This is a genomic window from Rhodopirellula sp. UBA1907, assembly GCF_002337565.1.
Classification (GTDB): Bacteria; Planctomycetota; Planctomycetia; order Pirellulales; family Pirellulaceae; genus Rhodopirellula; species Rhodopirellula europaea.
The window spans coordinates 221,752-243,194 of the sequence record NZ_DDGH01000083.1; the positions used below are offsets into that span (position 1 = coordinate 221,752).

12 protein-coding genes are annotated in these 21,443 nt (G+C 55.3%); 9 read left to right on the plus strand and 3 right to left on the minus strand.

Features of this window, described 5'->3' with window-relative positions:
* Positions 1 to 142: 142 nt before the first annotated feature.
* Positions 143 to 1,786 (plus strand): anthranilate synthase component I, encoded by a 1,644-nt coding sequence (gene trpE, locus B2R17_RS18440; protein ID WP_008661726.1) that lies wholly within the window; start codon positions 143 to 145, stop codon positions 1,784 to 1,786.
* On the plus strand, positions 1,753 to 3,384 hold the full coding sequence (locus B2R17_RS18445; RefSeq protein WP_286765110.1) for a hypothetical protein: 1,632 nt from the start codon (positions 1,753 to 1,755) through the stop codon (positions 3,382 to 3,384). Before trpE ends, B2R17_RS18445 begins: the two co-directional genes overlap by 34 nt.
* Positions 3,385 to 3,813: 429 nt before the next feature.
* Here the strand turns inward: B2R17_RS18445 and B2R17_RS18450 are convergent, their stop codons facing one another.
* Positions 3,814 to 7,719 (minus strand): PVC-type heme-binding CxxCH protein, encoded by a 3,906-nt coding sequence (locus B2R17_RS18450; protein ID WP_286765123.1) that lies wholly within the window; start codon positions 7,717 to 7,719, stop codon positions 3,814 to 3,816.
* A gap of 825 nt (positions 7,720 to 8,544) precedes the next feature.
* Between B2R17_RS18450 and B2R17_RS18455 the strand changes: the two genes are divergently transcribed.
* Entirely contained in the window at positions 8,545 to 9,153 is a 609-nt protein-coding gene (locus tag B2R17_RS18455) for a hypothetical protein (RefSeq protein WP_286765111.1), read from the plus strand.
* A gap of 59 nt (positions 9,154 to 9,212) precedes the next feature.
* Here the strand turns inward: B2R17_RS18455 and B2R17_RS18460 are convergent, their stop codons facing one another.
* Positions 9,213 to 9,470: a hypothetical protein gene (locus tag B2R17_RS18460; protein ID WP_286765112.1), complete on the minus strand. Its 258-nt coding sequence runs from the start codon at positions 9,468 to 9,470 to the stop codon at positions 9,213 to 9,215.
* A gap of 531 nt (positions 9,471 to 10,001) precedes the next feature.
* Between B2R17_RS18460 and B2R17_RS18465 the strand changes: the two genes are divergently transcribed.
* From B2R17_RS18465 to B2R17_RS18475, 3 genes are all read left to right on the plus strand, one after another.
* Positions 10,002 to 11,423: an isoaspartyl peptidase/L-asparaginase gene (locus B2R17_RS18465; protein WP_339888985.1), complete on the plus strand. Its 1,422-nt coding sequence runs from the start codon at positions 10,002 to 10,004 to the stop codon at positions 11,421 to 11,423.
* 132 nt (positions 11,424 to 11,555) lie between these two features.
* Positions 11,556 to 14,645 (plus strand): PSD1 and planctomycete cytochrome C domain-containing protein, encoded by a 3,090-nt coding sequence (locus B2R17_RS18470; RefSeq protein WP_286765114.1) that lies wholly within the window; start codon positions 11,556 to 11,558, stop codon positions 14,643 to 14,645.
* A 44-nt stretch (positions 14,646 to 14,689) separates the two neighbouring features.
* Complete coding sequence (locus B2R17_RS18475; RefSeq protein WP_286765115.1) at positions 14,690 to 16,171, plus strand: DUF1501 domain-containing protein; 1,482 nt, start codon at positions 14,690 to 14,692, stop codon at positions 16,169 to 16,171.
* Positions 16,172 to 16,201: 30 nt separating this feature from the next.
* Here the strand turns inward: B2R17_RS18475 and B2R17_RS18480 are convergent, their stop codons facing one another.
* Positions 16,202 to 17,959, minus strand: a complete 1,758-nt coding sequence (locus tag B2R17_RS18480; RefSeq protein ID WP_286765116.1) for a sulfatase-like hydrolase/transferase — start codon at positions 17,957 to 17,959, stop codon at positions 16,202 to 16,204.
* A gap of 96 nt (positions 17,960 to 18,055) precedes the next feature.
* On the opposite strand from B2R17_RS18480, the gene B2R17_RS18485 reads away from it, so the two are divergent.
* The 3 genes from B2R17_RS18485 to B2R17_RS18495 form a co-directional block, all read left to right on the plus strand.
* Entirely contained in the window at positions 18,056 to 19,081 is a 1,026-nt protein-coding gene (locus B2R17_RS18485) for an NAD-dependent epimerase/dehydratase family protein (protein ID WP_286765117.1), read from the plus strand.
* Between the two features lie 4 nt (positions 19,082 to 19,085).
* Positions 19,086 to 20,159 (plus strand): dihydrodipicolinate synthase family protein, encoded by a 1,074-nt coding sequence (locus tag B2R17_RS18490; RefSeq protein ID WP_286765118.1) that lies wholly within the window; start codon positions 19,086 to 19,088, stop codon positions 20,157 to 20,159.
* Positions 20,160 to 20,229: 70 nt separating this feature from the next.
* The coding region (locus B2R17_RS18495; RefSeq protein ID WP_286765119.1) for a sulfatase-like hydrolase/transferase at positions 20,230 to 21,443 on the plus strand (1,214 nt) is incomplete at its 3' end.

The following is a 21,443-nucleotide window of genomic DNA, read 5'->3' on the forward strand; positions in this document are numbered from 1 at the left end:
ATCTCACCCTGGATCGGGTCAAAAATTCTGCTCAGGAATCTTGCTCTGGCTTCCGTGGCACGATGCGGAATTCGCGATACGAAGCGAACTTCGCGGCACGATTGCTGTCATGGTCGGCATCACGGCTCCGTGATGACCGCCCGTGGAGGCGGACTCGTTCACGCCTTGGAATTCTATCGCTGGCCAACCCGGTTTCCAAGCCCGCCGTCGCACTTCACACTATCGCAACGTCCCAACGCGCCGAAACTTCATGCTTGGAAACCTCATGCACCAACCGCCGCTTTCGTCGTTCGAATCGCTGGCCCGTCGGTTCGACTTCGTTCCCGTCTACCGACGCTTGCTATCTGATACGTTGACCCCCGTCACGGCGTTCATGCACTTGGACGATGGCGGCCCCGCTTTCCTGATCGAAAGCGTGATCGGAGGCGAAAAGGTGGGACGTTTCAGCTTCCTGGGCTCTCGACCACTGGCCCGATTCACCGCCAAAGGCAACACGGTTCAGCGAACCAACCTGTCCACCGGCGAAGTCGTTGAGTCCCAGTGCGACGATCCACTGAACGCGTTTCGCGAGAGTTTTCAGGACCGCACGGCAACCCTGGACGGGCTGCCTCCGTTCATCGGCGGAGCAATCGGGTACGCGGGTTACGATGTGGTCCGATATGTTGAGAATTTGCCGGACACCACCGAAGACGACCGAAACCTCCCCGATCTGAATTTCGCCTTTTATCACACCCTGTGCGTATTCGACCACGTTGACAAAACCATCACGGTGGTCTCCCTGGCCGATTGTCGCGGCATCGATGAGGAAACGGACTCAGCCGCCATTTCCGACGCTCGGCAAGCCGCCGCCGAAGAAGTCGACCAAACGATCAAGCGTCTGACGACCAGCCCACCGGATCTCCGAGTGGACGAGATCATCGAAGAAGACCAACGGCAACCGCTGCCGGTCGAGTCCAACTTCACCCGCGAGTCCTTTTGCGACGCGGTTCGCCACTGTGTCGAATACATTCGCGCGGGCGATATCTTCCAGGTCGTCCCCAGCCAGCGACTCACCGTCAAAAGCGACGTCGATCCTTTCGCGGTCTACCGCTCGCTCCGCGTCGTCAATCCGTCGCCGTTCATGTTCTTCGTCCGCAACCCGGAATGCGTTTTGGTTGGTTGCTCGCCGGAGATCATGTGCCGGGTAAAAGACCGTGAGGTCACGGTGCGACCGCTGGCGGGAACACGGCCCCGTGGTGCGACTGAGAAAGAGGACAAGGCTCTCGAGAAAGATCTGCTGGCCGACCCCAAGGAACGTGCCGAACACGTGATGCTGGTCGACCTGGGTCGCAACGACATCGGCCGGATCGCCGAGTTCGGCACCGTGGACCTGACCGAGATCATGGTGATCGAGCGATACAGCCACGTGATGCACATCAGCAGCGAAGTGCGAGGCAAACTGCGGGAAGGTCTGGACGCGTTTGATGCTTTGAAATCGTGCTTGCCCGCGGGAACCGTTTCAGGTGCTCCCAAAGTCCGTGCGATGCAGGTCATCGACGAGATCGAACCGCACCGTCGCGGCCCCTACGGCGGCGCGGTCGGCTACATCGACTACCGAGGCAACATGGACACATGCTTGGCGCTCCGCACGATCGTGCATCACAACGGGGCGTATCATGTGCAAGCCGGTTGCGGAGTCGTCGCCGACAGCAACCCCGACTCGGAATACGAAGAAACGCTCAACAAGGCCCGCGCCCTGATCGCCGCCATCGAGTGGACCATCGCCCGAGAATCCCGCAACGCCTGAACCACCTTCCGCGCGATCGGCTTCCAGCCAGTGAGCAAGGCCTCTCCACGCTGGGCAACCGCAGAGACTGCTATTCGGTCGAAACAGGCAAAGATAACGCTATCCGTTCTCAATCAGATAATACCGCGGGCGATGCTATGAAATTGCTTATTGTGATGATCGCATCGTCGCTCCCTTTGGCACTGGCTCCGAACTGCCACGCACAGTCGGATGACGAACTCCAGCAAGCTTTGACTCGGAGCATTTCCCAGAACGCCAGCGATCGCATCAGCGGATTCAATGAACTCCGCCAATTCTGGAAGCAGGGAACCGACTCTCGTCCCGACGCATCACCAAACACTCTGAAAAGAGATGTGCCGCCCCTCAATCGACAACAAGACATCCCAGATGAGCATGTCGATCAAATTGCGTTGGCTATCCAACGAGGCTTGCAGGACGAAGAACCTAGCGTGCGAGAGGCAGCGGCAATCGCAATTGGCTCAGCGCCACGACCGCGTCCTGAAGTGATTGCGGCTTTGAGAATTGGGATGAACAGTGGAGACACAACCGTCCTTTGGCACATTTCTTCCCATGCAGCCAAAACCCCGCCTCGAATCGAGTCTGTAATCGATTCCTTGATTCGAAACCTCGGCAGCGATGAATACACCAATTTCTTAGCAGCATCGGATCTCTTGAAAGCATATGGAAAAACAGCCCGTCCTTACGGGCCTCGGATACTTGAAATTGTATTGATCCCCAAAAAGACTCGCAGCCTGAAGTTGTATGTCCTGTGTGACATTGGGCTGACAGATCCAACAGCAAACAAACTTGCTGAGGCAGCCACTGACTTCAATGAACGCGAGTTAGGAATTGCTGCTGTCTGCCTACTCGACCACCCACAACTCTTGAAACAATTGGAGAAACAACGTCCTGAGACAGTCTTTGCCCTCCAAGAACAATTGCCGCGACTGTACCAGCATTTGTGCAAGCACCAATACGCTGCTAACGAGACTCGATTTTGGCTGGAAGAATCCGGCGACCTTCTCCCCGTTACGATGGGGTTATTACGAAAACCAAAATTCATTGAGAAGATCGCTGCAGAAGCTACTTCCGCAGGTCCGCATCGAAAATCACTGCTAGCTGCATGCAAGAGGGCATGTGGCGAACCTCCGCTCACGCAGATACAGGTTGATGCAGACCATCCGGTCAAATTCCGTCCTCAATCCGCTTGGCCCAACACCGATCCTGATCGCCAGAGCAAGAATCGTTTTCATGCTGACGGTGTCACCTTTCTTTTGTTCACAGGTGAAGTAAGGGACAAGGCGGGCGAACACCCGGCTTCAATCCAGTTTTTCAGACTCAACGACAAAATGCTACTTGGAAGAAAAGCAAACGAACGACTGGACGTCTTGTACGATTCCTCGACAGGGCGTTTTGTCTGTTACACATCCGTTTTTGCCGCCTACTCAATGAAACCTGGACAGACAGAACCCGGCCCCTACCAAACTGGCAGCATTCAGGTTCGCGTCGATGCAGAGGGCTGCCGGTCGCTGACGATGCAACTGTTCGATGAGATGCCAGACGTCGTCATCACGCTTGATCCCCTGGGCCAAAACTAGCCCAAGGCTCGTTCGCTCTGCAAATTCAACCAAACTCAAGCAGGCAGGCTCAGAGAACAAGCCCCATCCCAAAGGGATGCCAGAAATTAGCCGGAGGTTTGAGCGACAGCGCCCCCGAATTTCAAACGCGAGTATCTACTCGACCCCGGAGGGTGTCGCAGACTGGTCGCCCGCGTAGTTCTTCATCCCGGTAGGGATTACAGAGAGTAGCCGTCGGTAAGCGATAGCGCCACCGACGGACATGTAAACCCACGTCTCCACTCTCCATCCCTCCGTGGCCGAGGCCACGGAGGGATGGAGAGTGTGTTATTGGGGCTCGTATTCCGGGGGTGCACTGCTACGCAGCAACCCCCGGCTACCATCTGTGATCCCGCCGGGATCCTCGTGGGGAACCACCAAGATCGATCATCAGTGAGCCTCAAAGCCGACTCACTTCTTGCGGACTTCGATGACGTACTTCAACAAGTCGTTAAACTCTTTGCGGTTTTTCATCTGCCGCATCAAGTTCTCAGGCATCAACGACACCTCCGACTCGATCACATCCTCGACATCGTCCTGTGCAATCGTGATGGGTTCCGGTTGAGCGAGATTGCGCAACACAATCTCGTCGTCGTTTTCACTCACACGAATGCCGGTGAAGATCTGACCATCTGCCGTCAGCACGCTCACCTGCGCGTAGTCCTTGTCGATCAACTTCGAAGGGCGGAGCAGGGCATCGACCAGTTCTTCGTTCGTGCGTTTGGTCGTTGCCTTTTCCAGATCCGGGCCCATTCGAACGGTGCCCGCCGGTGGCGAGTGACACGCGAAGCAGGCTGCGGATGATTCATGGAACAATCGTTTGCCACGCTGGAAATTCCCCTTCGCCAAAGCGACCTGAGCCAGCTTGCCCGGCGAAGCGGCCAGCAACTCCTTCTCTAACGCCTCGTTCGAGAACACTTCTGTCTCCGGCGTGACGTTCTCATCCATCAGATCCTTCTCCAGCGGATGCAGCTTGAGAATCTCTTCGGGTTTGTAGAACGTCGTCCGGCCTTTGGTCTCTTCGCGAACGCGGGCGACGGACTCAGGACTGACAACCGAAGCTTCATTCCCCCAGGTGTTCCGCACGAAGGTCAGAACCGCGGCCATTTCATCGTCCTTCAATAAAGAACGGAACGCGGTCATAGGCGGCACGCCTCGGGCAGGGTCGTAAGTCTTCCCAGCCACAGTCATTTTGCCCCACACGCCATGCAGAGCCATCTTGATCAGTCGATCCTCACTCCCGTTGACCCAGGGGCTGCCGACCAATGGTGGGTAGACGTTGGGCGTGCCCTTGCCGTGAGTCATGTGGCAAGTCGCACAGTGCGATTCGCGCTGATAAATCGTCGCACCCAGCTCGTACGTCTTTTTGTCTGCCGGGCTGAGGTGCTTGGGTGTGTCAAACTTGACGAACTCAAGTTCCGCAGGCGCGGCAAACTCGCTTCCGCCCTTTGAATCAACGTTCTCCCAAAAGTGGCGAACCGTCTTGGCAGCGACAACCGCATGCCGGACATCCGATTCCAACAATTGGTTCAATAACGCTTGGTTCTTGACTCCATTTCGTTGATGCAACCAAAGTGCTTCCAACAAGTGGTGGGCTTCCGTTTCATCATTGGGATCGAAATCGGCCATCCACTTTTGCGTCGCCGCGATGACTTTGTCCGAGTCATGTTGAGTGAGCTCGATTCGAGTCCGATGCCGCACGCCATTGACGGGATGCTTGAGATTTTCAAGCAAAGCCTCGATCGGCTGCCCCGCGATTTTGACGGGCTCTTGCAGAGGACGATCCTTGACCGTCAATCGGAAAATGCGGCCGTGAGCGTGGTCGCGATTGGGGTCACGAATGTTGTGCTGCATGTGACCGATGATCGCGTTGTGCCAATCGGAAACATACAGAGCACCGTCCTCGCCAACGACAGCATCGGTGGGACGGAAGTTGCGGTCGTCACTGTTGAGCAACTCCAACCCAGGTGTTCCCCAGACCTCACCGAACTCTCGGTGCTTCTCTTCCGGCTTGGCGGAAGCAATCTCAATGTTCACGGAAGCGACAACATCATCGCCGTCAAAGAACTCGATCTTGCCATTGTTGAAACGGTCTTCGAAGCCTTTGCGGTTCCAAACTTTGAACTCGGTGATTTGCACGGGCGACGGGAAGTCACCTCGCATCCACGGGTCCTTCTGCGGCGAAGTGTGAGCGAAGTTTCCCTTGTCGCCATCGACGAGCCGTTGGACAGGAAAAGCTCCGTTGTTGTATTCGCTCGATTGTTTCAGCTTGGCCGTTTTCGCGATGTTCTTGCCGCCACTGAAAATCTCCACTTCCGAGAGATTCATCTGCTGCCGGCCATTTACGCTGAGCTTGAACCCGGTGATCTTGGCATCCTTCAGGGCAGGGTGGTCAACCGTGATCAGACCACCACCTCGCGTGATTTTGACATACGCTGGCTCCTCCGGCGTCGAATCCGCGGAGTCTTCCTCCACGACGTCCCCTTCTCGGTCCAGCTTGTACTGCTTGACTCCCAAAAATCCGATCGTGTTGCAGATCAAGATGTCGTTTTGCAGCTCTTCAGGGAAGTGCTCCGAAGACAAAATCGTATTGGCTGCCACCGGACGAAACTCTTTTTCCAGCAATTGGTGCATCTTGAAGCCGTTGCCCTCAGGACGCACTTGATAGCAACGCCCACCAGTTCCGTCGCTGGCATAGCAATACCCCCAGTAGTCAAAACTGGTCCCGTGCGGATTGGGTGAGTTGCCTGCGTGTGGAGTGATCGCGAACGTCAGCGGGTCAAAGCGGTACATGCCCGACGCACCGATGTTCAGGTTTTGCTTCCACGGGGTCTCGTGATTGTGAACGAGGAAAATCCCGCTTTGCCAATAGATCCCACCGTCTGGCCCATAAACCAAATTGTTCGCAGCGTGGTGAGTGTCCGAGGTACCGAGCCCTTGCAGGATGGGGTATCGCACGTCGGCCTTGTCATCTCCATCGGTGTCCTTCAAGAACAACAAATCAGGACCAGACGTGACAACCACACCCCCATTCCAAAACTCGAAACCGAGCGGGTTGTGAACGTGGGCGAAGATCTTGCGGACGTCGGCTTTGCCATCGTTGTCGGTGTCTTCCAAGATCATCAGGGAATCATTCATCTCCTTCCCTGGTTCCCACTTTGGGTAAGTGTTCCAACTCGCAACCCACAGGCGCCCCTTCGCGTCGACTTGCATTTGGACAGGGTTGGCCAAGTCGGGGAATTGAACTTCCGATGCAAAGACGTTGAGCTCATAGCCGTCCGGCACGTTGATCTTCGACAGCGATTCCTCGGGACTGAGGTACTCAATGCTACCCTCTTTCATCGCACTGGAACTGGCACTCCCGCCACCAATGTTTGAGATCACCTTGACCGGCGGGGGCACATTGCTGTCATCCGCTTGCAAGGTTCGCCCCTGAGTTGCCGCCCAAATCACTTTATCGCGATTGGCGGTCATCACGTCGAGCATCACCAACTCGTGCTTCAGCACCTCTGCGTTGCTTTGTCCATCCACGAAGGTCAACGTGGAACGACTGCCCCAGATGTCATTGCCGTCGGTTGCCCGGTAACGATTGTGCCAGTGCCAGTTTTTGTCTTTGACCGCGTCATACAGAAGATCCAATTCTGCATCCGCAGCGGGCTCGTCATCAAACAACGCCCGCGAAATGATTTCGGCAAGCTTTTTGTACCCGGCTGCGTTGAGGTGAACGCCGTTGAGCGTGAGTTGCTCGGAACTCGATTGAAACAACTGGAAGGTTGGCGAAAACAAATCGACAAAGGTCACACCGGTTTCCTCGGCCGCTTCACGAGTCGCCTCAGTGTAAGCCGCCAAGTTCGCATTCAATTCCGTGCCATCGGGCAGGTTCGGGTCGCCGGTGTTCTCGTAGGCAATCGGACTGAACAGAATGAAACGCACGTCCGCCCCATGGTCCTTTCGCGCCTCGGTGTACCGCTGCACCAGCTTGATCAATTCATCGCGATACGCGTCCGCTTTCTCCGCTCCAGCAAACGACTCATTGAAACCATAGAAAGAAAAGACCACATCCGGTGCCACATGGTTCAAATACTCGATGTCATTGGTGAACCCTTTGTTCCTCGGACGCTGATTGACTTTATCGCCCGAAAAACTCATGTTCCGGAAACTGACGTCGAGTCCCTTCAGTTGGTGTTGAAGGAAAGTTTCGACCCAGGGGTCATGCTGCATCCGATCGGCCAATCCGTTGCCGTAGATGGCGACCACATCGTTTGACCGGAACTCAAAATCGTCCTGCGCGTCAGCTCGCTGCGTGATGACCGGCATGACGCCGGCACATAGAAAGAAAAGGCTCCATTGGAGGACTGTCATGATCCTTTGCGGCATTGTTCGCTTTCTCAGTTGTCGAATCTTGGAGTGCAATTTCAGCATCTTGTTTGCAGGCCATCAAAACTGGCTTCAAACGAAGCATCGTAACGTGGAGCGACCGAACGTGCACGAGTTTTCCGCCATGTCATTGCGGACGTGCACTGCCATTTCCACTTCGCACGAAACAGACAAGAGCATCAAAGAACAATGCAAGGCGTTCACCAAAGCCAATGCCATGTCGATATGCGACAGTCACTGAATCCTTTGCGACACCCGCTGCACTGGATCGATAAATACAGGGTCGCCAAACACTGGACTGCTAAACACCGTTCCACCATATGGCCATGTCGCTGACCGAACACTCGCTCGAACTAACCCCGCGAGTTCTCGAGTAATGGCCTGCTTTGTCGAACAATGAATTGATTGCTTGTCGCATCCAGCATTTGGATCGCGGTTCGAATGTGGACGTTTGACCTCACGTTTTGGCCCACAACGCAGGTACCGACTGCCAAACTGACTTTGCCCCTCTCTTCCTGCGAGTGCCGAACATGACGACGGCACGCTTCCCCGCTCGTCCTCAGCATTCCCTATCCCGGCGTTCCCGCATAATCGTTCTAGGTCACATGCGTGGCCTTCGGCGTGAGGAGTTTCGTCGCTTCTCCCGTTGACGCTGCTGCTCCGTTCGATTGTTGGTGCAAAAGTCTCTTCAGGCAGCGAATGGAGATCGGTCGTCGGACCATTTCCTTGAAATCAGCGCCAGGCGGTGGCACAGGAGCGGAACGAATGAAGACGACCAAGGTGGACTCTTTGAAGAACGATTTGGCACTGAACCAAATCATCGAATCGTGCAACTCGATTCAATCAACCGTTCATCAGTCTCAAATGCTCCCAGTCTCGCGTGGAGAAACGGGGCCGCTTCGATGGCGTGAATCCTGCGACAAGAAGATTGCGGTCGCTCGAGACGTCCTTCAATTTCGAATCACATTGGAGATGCCACTGGTCGAAGACGAGTGCGATGTAGTGCAAGTAGCACTTTCACGTACCTACGGCCCCAACTTGATGTTCGACCGTATCGTATCGACTCACATTGATGGAAAGCCCGCTCGACCGACAAACCAATCCATGCACCGGAGCCTTGACCTGCACTTCAATGCGGTTCAAAGCGGTGCGACCGTGATCATCCTGTACCAAGTTCGCGTCGACTGCAACGCGGATCCATCAATCGTCGCTCTCGATAATATCGACGTTCGATGGGCGTACCGCTCGCAAAGCAAACGCGATGCTCCCCGCAAGGCTCACACAGCTTCACCCGGAGTATCCGCTCCACACGTCGCCGGACTCGTTCCCGTCGCCCGTGCCAAAGCATCTGCTATGACATCGAGCGTCAATTGAAACGTTCCGACCAGTAACGCATGAACGCTCTGTCAATAAGCGTGAGCCATCTCGGTTGCTCAGCGTCTCGGCATTGCGTTGTCGACATTGACTGACGCGAGTGTGTAGGCGTCTTCCGAGCGTCCTTGTTCACGCAACCGGGCGGCAATGCGTTCAGCCCGAGCCGCACGCTTTGCTTCAGCTCGTGCGAGTCGATAAGCCTGGACATCCGCTTCACCTTGCATCGCAGCGAGCCGCTGCTGCTGGGCATTTTGATACGCCAAGCTCGCGATTCGACGCTGATTCGCCAACAGTTGTTGCTGATATTGCGACGCCATCAAATTGCTCTGCGGATAGCTGCTGACCAATTGGTTCTGGCCATATGGATTTTGGGCATACTGTGAACTGCTCGCAAACGAAGTGGGGCTGCCCGATGGCGGTCCCCCACCTCGAGAACGACATTGGCTAAACGCGTCACCCCCGAAGAACGCAACGGATAACAACGCCGCTGCAACGAGAAAAAAGCCTCGACAGAGATCCCTTTTACCATGATTCCCTGCACCGATATTCTTTGAACCGATTTTCCCCATACTGATATTCATTGTGTCCCCACCGCATCGTCGAAGGATCAAAGGCAACCGAGATCGCCAACACGACGACTCGTCCTCTCCCTACCAAAGGATTCTTTCAGGCAAAAACGTCACGGGAAGTTGATCGAAAGCAGGCAGTGCTTGTTGAGCCCAACCGGATCTCGATTCAGGTCGTACCGGGAATGGGCGGCGTCTCCCCTTTCCGCTGTTCCCCCATCGGTGGAAGATGGATTCGATGTCCGTCTCCTGTTTTGCCAGCGATGCTGAAGAGCCTGTGCCATGAATTTCAAGACGACGATCCTTGCTGCGGCCGTTGCGATTGCACTCCTCGCCCCCCGACCAATCCAAAGTGAAGAGCCAGCCATGAAGACAAAATGGGCCATCGTGATTCATGGCGGAGCCGGCAGCTCACCAGCCCAACTCGGCGAGGCATCGAGCCAAAAACGAACCGCCGGATTGCAACACGCACTGCAAACAGGCCGCGACATGCTGGCTGATGGAGCGACCGCCATGGACACGGTCGAAACTGTGATTCGAACCTTGGAGGACGATCCGATCTTCAACGCCGGGCGAGGATCCGTTGTAACGAACGAGGGTCGCGTCGAGATGGATTCATCCGTGATGGATGGCAAGACGCTCGCGTGTGGCGCAGTTGCCGGAGTGACACGGGTCAAGAATCCAATTTCACTGGCACGCCGCGTGATGACTGAAACCAAACATGTCCTACTTGTCGGTCCCGGCGCCGATGAATTCGCAGAAACGCAGCAAGTGCCGCTCGTCGATCCGGAATACTTTCTCTCCCAACGCGATGGAGATGGCGCAGCAAACATTGCTTCTGCAAGTCAGGAAAAAGACGAATCCCACCTCGGAACCGTCGGCTGTGTTGTGCTGGATTTGCATGGGAACTTGGCCGCAGGAACCAGCACCGGTGGCACCGCGAACAAACTGCCAGGACGAGTTGGTGATTCACCCATCGTCGGTGCGGGCACGTACGCCTCCAATGGTTTGTGCGCCGTTTCCGGCACCGGTGTTGGTGAAGAATACATTCGCAACAGTGTCGCTTATGACATCGCCGCGCAAATGCGATACGCGAACCAGTCGCTCGAGTCAGCAATCACGGACATTATGTTGAATCGCCTCGAACCTGGTGTCGGTGGATTGATTGCCGTCTCCCAGCAGGGCGAGATTGTGATGCAGCACAACACCCCGGGCATGAGCTGCGGAGCAGCCGACAGCACAGGACGATTCGAGACGCACCTGATTCTCGATAACGGTGGAGCACCAACAACAGCGACCACCGAACCAAACCAATCGGCGTCCGAAGAATCGGCGATCACTGAACTGATTCAGCAACAGGCCAGCGATTGGAACGCCGGCGACATTGACGCTTTCATGAAAGTCTATTGGAAGAGCGATCAACTCACGTTCTCTTCCGATGGTGAAGTGACACGTGGGTTCGACGCAACGTTGCAGCGATACAAAGGACGCTATCCAAATCCTGAGAAGATGGGAAAGCTCACCTTCACAGACTTGGAATTCCTGCCGCTGGGTGACTCCGCCATGCAAGTCCTCGGTGTTTGGAAACTCGCTCGAACGGAGCCGATGGAGGGCAAGTTCACGCTCGTGTTTCGACGATTCCCGGAAGGTTGGAAAATCGTTCACGACCACACCTCAAAGTCGCCCGACACGCAAGACGACTGAACGACCGCCGGTCTTCAAAGCGAACCCTCGAAGTAGAAAGGGCATGCGTTGATTCGTTTCCACCCACCTCGGGTGTTAGACTCTTCCGTCACGGATCACCGCCATTCCAATTCCCCTTCGATCGTGACGAGTATGGTTTTCTGCTTTGAAAAAGGCTTCCCAACGCGTTTCGGACTGCTGACACTGGCATTGGTGCTGCCTCTCTCACCAGACGCATTCGCAATCGATTTCAACCGAGACGTGCGACCAATTCTCTCGGAGAACTGCTTTCATTGTCACGGACCGGATGCCGAATCGCGCGAGGCAGACCTGCGTCTCGACACTCAAACCGGTTCTCGCGAAAACCTTTCAGGGAGCCCTGCGATTGTCCCGAACGAGCCGGATCAAAGTGAGCTGATCGCAAGGATCTTCTCCGACGACCCTGGCATGTTGATGCCGCCGCCGGAGTCGAAACGCAGCTTGTCGGCTCATCAAAAGTCCATTCTGAAATCATGGATCGCCGAGGGCGGTGATTACGAACAACATTGGGCCTTCATCGCACCGACTCGCCCAAGTGCTCCTCAGCTTGATCAAGCCGCGGCGTCTTCGCATCCAGTCGACCGCTTCATCAGAAATCGGTTGCGTGAGCGAGGTCTCGAGCCATCCCAGCCCGCCGATCGACGAACCTTGATTCGCCGAGTCTCGCTTGACCTCACGGGGCTCCCGCCATCGCCGGAACAAGTTGAATCCTTCGTCAACGATTCTGATCTGAATGCTTATGAGCGATTGGTCGATCGGCTGTTAGCGTCCGAACAGTTTGGCGAACGTTGGGCGAGACCTTGGTTAGACCTGGCTCGCTACGCCGATTCCAATGGGTTTCAAGCTGACCAATTGCGAGACAGTTGGGCCTATCGCGATTGGGTGATCGACGCGTTGAACGATGACATGCCCTTTGATCAGTTCACAATTGAACAGCTCGCCGGCGACCTGTTGCCGGATGCGACTATCAACCAAAAAATCGCAACGGGCTTTCATCGCACCGTGCCGTGCAATGTGGAAGCCGGTGTTCATCCGGAAGAAAATCGGGTGAACCAAGTCATCGACCGTGTCAATGCGACAGCCACTGCATGGTTGGGAATGACCATCGAATGTGCCCAGTGTCACGACCACAAATACGATCCGGTCAGCCAAGACGAGTACTACAAGCTTTTCGCGTTCTTCAACAACACTCCGATGGAAGTTGAAAACCCAAGTGGCAAAGGCGTGTCCTTTGACTTTTGGGGTCCAAAAATGGACTTGCCGCTACCTCCTGATCAGGCGAGCGTTCGAAGTCAGCTACAAGACGAAATCGCTGCCTTGGAAGCCGAGAGGAATTCGGTCTTGAACGCTGGCGATTTCGAGAACTGGAGCAAGCAACTCACAACCGCACTCGACAACCAACCGGAGTGGAAAACGCTTCCAATTGCCTCGGTCAATTTGACTGGTGGCGAAAAGTTTGAGATTCTCGAGGACCAGTCCATCTTGTTCTCGGGCAAGTTGCCAAACACGACTGTCTACGAGATCGACTGTGATGAGATCCCTGCTGACATCGTCGGATGGAAGGTCGAAGCGCTGACTCATCCGAGTCTTCCGGGAACAGGCCCGGGGCGCGGTGATGCCGTGCGATCCAACTTCATCTTGAGTGAATTTGAGGTGGAGGTTGTTTCGAAGGAAGGTAAACCCTCCAAACGTCTGGTGCTGCATTCGGCAACGGCCGACTATTCCCAGTCCGGATGGAACGTCGCCGACGCAATTGACGGCGATCCCAAAACAGGTTGGGCGATTGCATCGAAATTCCAACAATCACACTGGGCACAGTTTCTGCTTCAAACACCACTTCGTCGAAACGATGACTCAACGTTGCGATTCCGGTTGAAACAACATTACGGAAGAGGTCGAACGATCGGACGTGTGCGTCTCTCTGCCTTGTGCGGTGATCCACTCGCAATCGATGTCCCCGAACAAGTCGCGGAAGCGGCGAGGAAACCGGCAAAAGATCGATCGCCAAGTGAGTTCGCGACGCTCGAAAGTCATTACGAGAAAACCAACCCGAAGGCGAGGGCACTCGAACGACAAATCCGAAAGCTATCGAAGCGACTGGATTCGACACAGCCCGCCACCACGCTCGTCATGGTGGAGATGAAAGAGCAACGCGAAACATTTGTGATGCAACGTGGCAACTACTTGTCACCTGGAGACCGGGTTTCAGCGGGTACGCCGATGGCTCTTCATCCAATGGACGAAGACCTTCCACCAAACCGCCTGGGCCTTGCACATTGGTTGGTCGACCCCGCGAACCCGTTGACCGCGAGGGTGACCGTCAATCGCTGGTGGGCACAATTGTTTGGTCACGGAATTGTGGACACTCTGGAAGACTTTGGCACTCAGTCTTCGCCACCGACACATCCTGCGTTGCTCGACTGGTTGGCCGTTGAGTTTGTTGAATCAGGATGGTCGATGAAGCATGTTTTGAAAACGATCGTGACGTCCGAGACCTATCAACAGGACTCCAAAGTTCGCGCCGATTTGATCGAAGCAGACCCGGCGAACAAATGGTACACGAGAGGACCACGCTTTCGTATGTCAGCGGAAATGATTCGCGACAATGCCTTGGCCATCAGCGGTTTGCTTTCGACCGAGATGTATGGTCCTCCCATCATGCCGCATCAGCCGACGGGAATTTGGCGGCAAGTTGGTCGGAATGAACCGAAATGGATTGCGGCAACCGATCAAGACCGATACCGACGCGGCGTTTATGTTGTGTGGCGTCGCGCCGCACCTTATCCCAGCTTTGTAAATTTCGATGGTCCCGATCGCAGTTCTTGCGTGGTGGGTCGGCCGAGAACCAACACGCCACTACAAGCACTCACGCTACTCAACGATCCGGCTTACGTCGAAATGGCTCTCGCTCTGGCAAATCGCATCCTATGTGAACACCCCGACGCGAGCGACTCCGATCGACTCTCGGCAGCATTTGAAATCGTGCTTGCTCGACAACTAGCCCCAAACGAATCCGCTCGGTTGATGGAGTTTCTTGATGAGCGAAAGCAGCACCTTCAATTCAATCCCGAGCTTGCCAAATCGCTCGTTCAAGAACACTCGTTTCCGAATCACACCACTCATCCATCCACGGAAGAGTTGGGCGCATGGTTCTACGTCGCGAACGTCTTGTTGAATTTAGACGAGACGATCACGAAGGACTGAAGCCTCCCCACAAATTCCTCGATTCATTGAGATGATCGTCGAAGATGAAAACATATCGATCAGAACAACGACTCAACGAGTCCGCTGCCGCGGCAGTGTCCGCGAACGAGACTCGTCGACAACTCTTTCAACGAGCGGGTATGGGCCTCGGTGGATTCGCGCTAACGTCGCTGTTTCAAACCGAACAAAATGCATCGTTTGGAAAAGACGACATTGGATCCACGCTTGGGACGCACCAACGGGCGCGAGCCAAAAGCGTGATCTACATCCACATGGTCGGTGCCCCGTCACACCTGGATCTGTTCGATTACAAACCCATCTTGCAAGAGCGTTCGGGTCAGCTCTGCCCGGATGAATTCTTCAACGGAAAGCAACTGGCGTTCATTCGCGAACAACCCAAGTTGTTTGGCACTCCAACGGATCAATCTTTTCAGTTTCAACGCTGCGGAGAATCAGGAGCGGAAATTTCGAACTTGATGCCCAACCTGCAGTCGGTTGCAGACGAATTGTGTTTCATCAAAACGCTGCACACTGACCAATTCAATCACGCGCCCGCCCAAATGTTCTTGCTCAGCGGCTTTGAACGCTTTGGTCGGCCCAGCATCGGGTCTTGGGTCAGCTATGGAATCGGAAGTGAGAACAAAAATTTGCCGGACTTTGTCACCCTGATCACGGGACAAGTTTTAGGAGCGGGCAACAGTGCCTGGGGCAGTGGATTTTTACCAACGGTTCATCAAGGGATCGAGTTTCGCAGTCAAGGCGATCCGGTCCTCTTCTTATCCAACCCCGAGGGCATGCAACCGTCTGACCGTCGAAAGGTTGTCGATGCCGTCAAAGATCTCAACGCGTTGCGTTTGGATGACGTTGGTGACCCGGAAATCTCGACTCGCATCAGCCAGTACGAGATGGCGTATCGGATGCAAACCTCCGTGCCCGAGTTGATGAACATTGACGATGAAACGGCCGAGGTTCATCAGATGTATGGCACAAAACCCGGCAAAACGAGCTTCGCCAACAACTGCTTGCTCGCCCGACGTCTGGTCGAACGCGGAGTGCGGTTTGTTCAACTGTTCGACCAAGGTTGGGATCACCACGGCAACATCGTGAATCGCTTGTCAGCAAAAACGAAAGAGGTCGACCAACCCATTGCGGCGTTGATCAAAGATCTCAAACAACGAGGGATGCTGGACGACACGCTCGTGGTCTGGGCCGCTGAATTTGGTCGCACGCCGATGGCACAAGCCAGCAACGGCGGCGGCACCCCGACCAAGATCGGGCGAGACCACCACAAAGAAGCTTTCACAATCTGGATGGCAGGCGGAGGCACGAAGAGCGGACACATCCACGGAATGACCGACGAACTGGGCTATGGGATCGCAGAAGATGGAGTGCATGTTCACGACCTGAACGCCACCATCCTGCATCTGCTCGGGATCGATCATGAGCGGCTGACATTCCGCTACCAAGGACGCCAGTTTCGACTCACCGACGTTCACGGAAACGTTGTCAACGACATTATCAGTTGACATCTTGCCGCGATCGTCCGGTGCATCGTGTCATTCGGCGGGCTGTCGAGTAATGGTGAGTCCATTCAATTCAATCATGGCACCGTCCTGGTCGGCTCGGTGCAAAGCCAGTGTTGAGGAACCAGCGGCAAGGTCAACGACTCCGATTGAGTGCTGCTGAAACGTCAGCATCCGTCGCGGAGTCGCCTTGGAATCCAAATCGGGCCGAACAACGCTTTCCATCGCGAATCGCGGAAGAGTTGTGGTGACTTCTTGGTTGCCCGTCGTCAGCACGACCGCTGCCGAATCCGAATCGCAAACGTAGTGGATCACGATTTCGTATCGCCCAGCCTCCTTCACGAGGATCGGCCAACGGATCCGATCCTGCGTTGACGTCCAGCGATCGACCCAACTGTGTGCCCATGAAATTTCGTCGACAAACCCGACTCCTCCTTCGAGCTTGGCATCCACGGCGGGCACAAAGACCGATCGCATCGGTTCGATGGGAACAGGCCGCACCGCCGTGATACTGGGTGTGATCTCCTGCACATATTTTTGGATCTGTGATCGCAACTGCTTCGTCAATTCCGGATGACTCGACGCGACATCGATGGTTTGGCCGGGGTCGGTCGTCATGTCAAACAATGACACCTTGGACTTCTCGATCGTCAATCGATGAGTGTTGGTTCGCACCGCCGCCTTGCCAAACTTCTGCAATTGCAACTGGTTGGGTCGATAGGTCAAGATCGAGCGGTCGTCGAGCTCGGCATCGGATCCATCGCGAATCAATTTGGCCAAGCTTCTTCCGTCCAGAGGCTTTTCCGTTGTCACTGGAATGTCACACCACTGAGCCAGCGTTGGCAGCAGATCAACATGGGCGGCAATTTGAGAGATCGTTTGCGGCTTGATCTTTCCCGGCCAGCGAATGAAACATGGCACGCGACAACCTCCTTCATGAACACTGCCTTTGGCGCCACGCATTCCACCGTTGAAGCGTTTTCCGTTGGGCCCGTTGTCTGTCAAAAACACAACGATGGTTTCCTCGTTCAACGAATGATCTGAAAGGCACTTCAGCAATCGCGAAACATTGGTGTCGATGTTTTGCACCATCGCGTACACGGCTGCTGTTTTCTCGTCGATCGAGCCATCGTTGTACTGATCGAACAATTCTTGTGGCACCTGAAAGGGACCATGCGGCGCGTTAAACGGCACATAACAAAAGAACGGATGGTCGTGATGGACGTTGACAAACTCGATCGCCGCGTCCGTCAAAACATCGGTAATGTATCCCTCGGTTTGCACCGGCGTGCCGTTTCGCTCCAGCAACGCGTCGTCGTAAAGATTGAAATGCCCGCCACAGAACCCAAAGAATTCATCGAAACCTTGTCCATTGGGGTGCAGCGGCATCTGAGCGCCATTGTGCCACTTCCCAAAGCAGCCTGTCGCGTAGCCAGCCGCCTGGAACATCTCCGCAAGCGTCGTTTCCTCATCCCGCATCAATTCACGGCGTCCCGTGACCCCGGCGACTCCGGTGCGTTCCGGATAACGCCCGGTCAGCAAGGCGGCTCGCGTCGGAGCACACACGGGGGAAACATAAAAACGATCCAGTCGTGCACTTTGGTTTGCCAGAGCGTCCAACGTTGGCGTTGAGATTTTCGAATTCCCATGCGACGCAAGATCACCCCACCCCTGATCGTCCGTCAAAATCAAAAGGACGTTCGGGTGTTCCACGGTCTCAGCCTGAACCGCCCCGACGACAAGCATCTTCGAAAGCAACAACGCGATGGTGCAAAAAACGATCTTCGTCATTCGGATCCTCGGTGGGTCGAGAGAGGTGGGAGCACAATGTTAGACTTGCGAACAAAACATTGGACCACAATATGGCGGCAGAAAATGACAGTCGACTTGTCTGAACGGATCGAATCTGAAACGCAACTGGACGCATTGCTGGCCCGACCAAGCGATGCATTGGTCGAATTCATGCATCAACTCGATGGCGACCTGATCATCTTGGGGATCGCCGGGAAGATGGGCGTCAGCTTGGGACAACTGGCTGTCGCCGCGATCAAAAAGGCAGGCGTGTCGAAGAATGTATATGGCGTGGCACGATTCTCCGACGCGGAGGCTCGTGCTCGTTTGGAATCATCCGGTGTGCAAACGATTCAGTGTGACTTGCTTGATCGAGAAGCTGTCGCCCAACTTCCTTCCGTGCCCAACGTCTTGTTCATGGCCGGCCGGAAATTTGGAACCGAAGGCACGGAACCTCTGACTTGGGCGATGAACACGATGGCCCCTGCGAACGTTGCCCATCACTTTCGCGAATCCAAGATCGTTGCCTTTTCGACGGGCTGTGTTTACCCGCTGGCTTCTGTCGATCAACAACCGACCGAACTCACGCCACCGGGGCCGATCGGCGAGTATTCCCAATCCTGCCTGGGGCGAGAACGCATGTTCGAGTACGGCAGCCTTGAGTGGGAAACTCCCGTCTGTCTGTACCGACTGAACTACGCGATCGACCTGAGATACGGGGTGCTGCATGACATCGCCGCCAAGATTTGGAACGAGCAGCCCGTCGACAATTCCGTTCAAGCCTTCAACGTGATTTGGCAGGGAGATGCGAATCATCAAGCTTTGATGTGCCTGGACCATTGCACCTCGCCAGCCAACGTTCTCAACGTCACCGGTCCAGAAACATTGCTCACCGAAGATGTTGCTCGTCGATTTGGCGAACTGCTGAACAAGCCCGTGCAATTCACGACCACTCCCAGCGACGCTTCCTACCTGAGCGACAGTTCGGAAGCCAGAAAGCTGTTCGGAGCTCCGTCCGTTTCGGCCGATCAACTGATTCGCTGGCAAGCACACTGGATCAATATCGGAGGGCGTTCACTGAACAAGCCAACGCATTTCGAAGTCAACGACGGAGCCTATTGAACCGATGCAAATCAGTGACCTATCGCCCACCATTCGCGAAAACGTTCATCGGGGAATCGTCATCCCCGCACAACCGTTGGCTCTTGATGCTAATCGACAATTCGATCCGCGATACCAAACGGCGTTGACCCGTTACTACATCGACGCTGGCGCCGGCGGAATCGCAGTCGGCGTTCACTCCACCCAATTCGCGATCCGCGATCCATCAATCGCTTTGTATGACCCCGTGTTGCGTCTGACCTCCGAAGTCATTGACGAACACGCCGGTTCGCAAGGGCGTGAAATTTTCAAGGTCGCGGGAGTTTGCGGGAGAACACCGCAAGCAATCGGTGAAGCGGAGTTCGTCCGCTCACAGGGCTACCATGCGTGTTTGTTGAGTCTGGCGGCCTTGGCCGATTCGACCATCGACGACCTCATTGCTCACTGTCGAGAAGTCGCCTCGGTCATGCCGGTGATCGGTTTCTACTTGCAACCGGCCGTCGGCGGTTGTGTGCTTCCGTATGAGTTCTGGCGGGAATTTGCTGAGATTGAAAACGTCATCGCGGTCAAAGTGGCTGCCTTCAACCGCTATCAAACACTCGATGTGGTTCGCGCGATTTGCGACGCAGATCGTGACGACGCAATCACTCTCTACACCGGCAACGATGACAACATCATCGCGGACCTGCTGACGACGTACCGCATTGCCACAGAGCACGGTGTGAAATCAGTCCGAATTCGCGGCGGGTTGCTCGGGCACTGGTGCGTGTGGACTCGCAAGGCGGTTGAACTGCTCGATGAAATTCATTTGATTCTGGATCGCAGCGATGACATTCCTTCTGAATTACTATCTCGCAACATCCAGGTCACGGATTGCAACGCTGCCTTCTTTGATGCCGCCAACGGGTTTGCTGGCTGCATCCCCGGAATCCATGAGGTGCTACGTCGGCAAGGCCTGCTGCCCGGTACCTGGTGCCTGGATCCCAACGAAGTTCTCTCGGATGGTCAATCCAAAGAGATCGATCGTGTGATCGCCGCCTACCCAGCTCTCAATGACGATGCATTCGTACGCGAAAATCTGAGTCGATGGCTACGTTAAAGCGTCCCACGCAAGCTGAACAACACACCTCATAAGACACCTGAAACCGAATTCCCACTGGAACAGCGTGATGCAACCGCCCCGAAACTGGACGATCCATTTTTCTATAACGCTCGTGATGTTGCTGGTTGCCACCAAGGCCTCAGCGGCAGATCGCCCGAACATCTTGTTGATTGTTTCGGACGATCAGGGCTACAACGATTTGGGCCAACTGGGCAACGGAATCATCACGCCCGCTTTGGATCGTCTTGCCAACGAGGGAACACGGCTGACGAATTTCTATGTGGCGTGGCCAGCCTGCACTCCGTCGCGGGCCAGCTTGCTGACGGGTCGGTATCCTCAGCGAAACGGGATCTACGACATGATCCGCAACGAAGCCCCCGACTACGGTCATCGCTACACCCCCGACCAATACGCCGTGACGTTTGAACGTATCGGCGGAATGGATGAGCGTGAGGTGATCATCCCAGCCGTGCTGAAACGGGCAGGTTACAAAAGCGGAATCTATGGCAAATGGGACCTCGGTGCCCTGCGCCGAATGCTGCCCACCTCGCGTGGCTTCGATGATTTTTACGGCTTCGTCAACACCGGCATCGATTACTTCACGCACGAACGTTACGGCGTGCCCTGCATGGTCCGCAATCTCGAACCAACGGAAGAGGACAAGGGCACCTACTGCACATACCTGTTTCAACGCGAGGCTCTGCGGTTCTTGGATGAACATGCGGGCGAAGAACCGTTCTTTTTGTACGTTCCCTTCAACGCACCGCACAATTCCTCTTCGCTTGATCCAAATATTCGCTCCTCGGTGCAGGCACCCGAACGATTCAAAGCGATGTATCCACGGGTTGAGCCGGAAACCCGAGTCACCGACCGCTATCGCTATGGCACCCCCGCAACGGTCGCGACACCGCAAGCTCGTCGTCGAGACTACCGGGCGGCGGTCACCTGCATGGACGCGGCGATTGGTGAGATGTTGGATCGCTTGGAAGCGAAGCAGATGCTCGATGACACGATTGTCGTGTTCTTCTCTGACAATGGTGGCAGTGGCGGCGCTGACAACTCGCCCTTGCGAGGCCAAAAGGCTCAAACCTGGGAGGGCGGCATCCGCGTGCCATGCATTGTTCGTTGGCCGGCAGGAAAGATCCCGGCCGGTGCGGTGAACGACGAATTCCTAACGAGCCTGGAGTTGCTGCCCAGTTTTGCTTCGGCTGCAGGTTTGGAACCACCAGCGGACATTGTCCTCGATGGATTCGATTGGTGGCCCACTCTTCGTGGCGAATC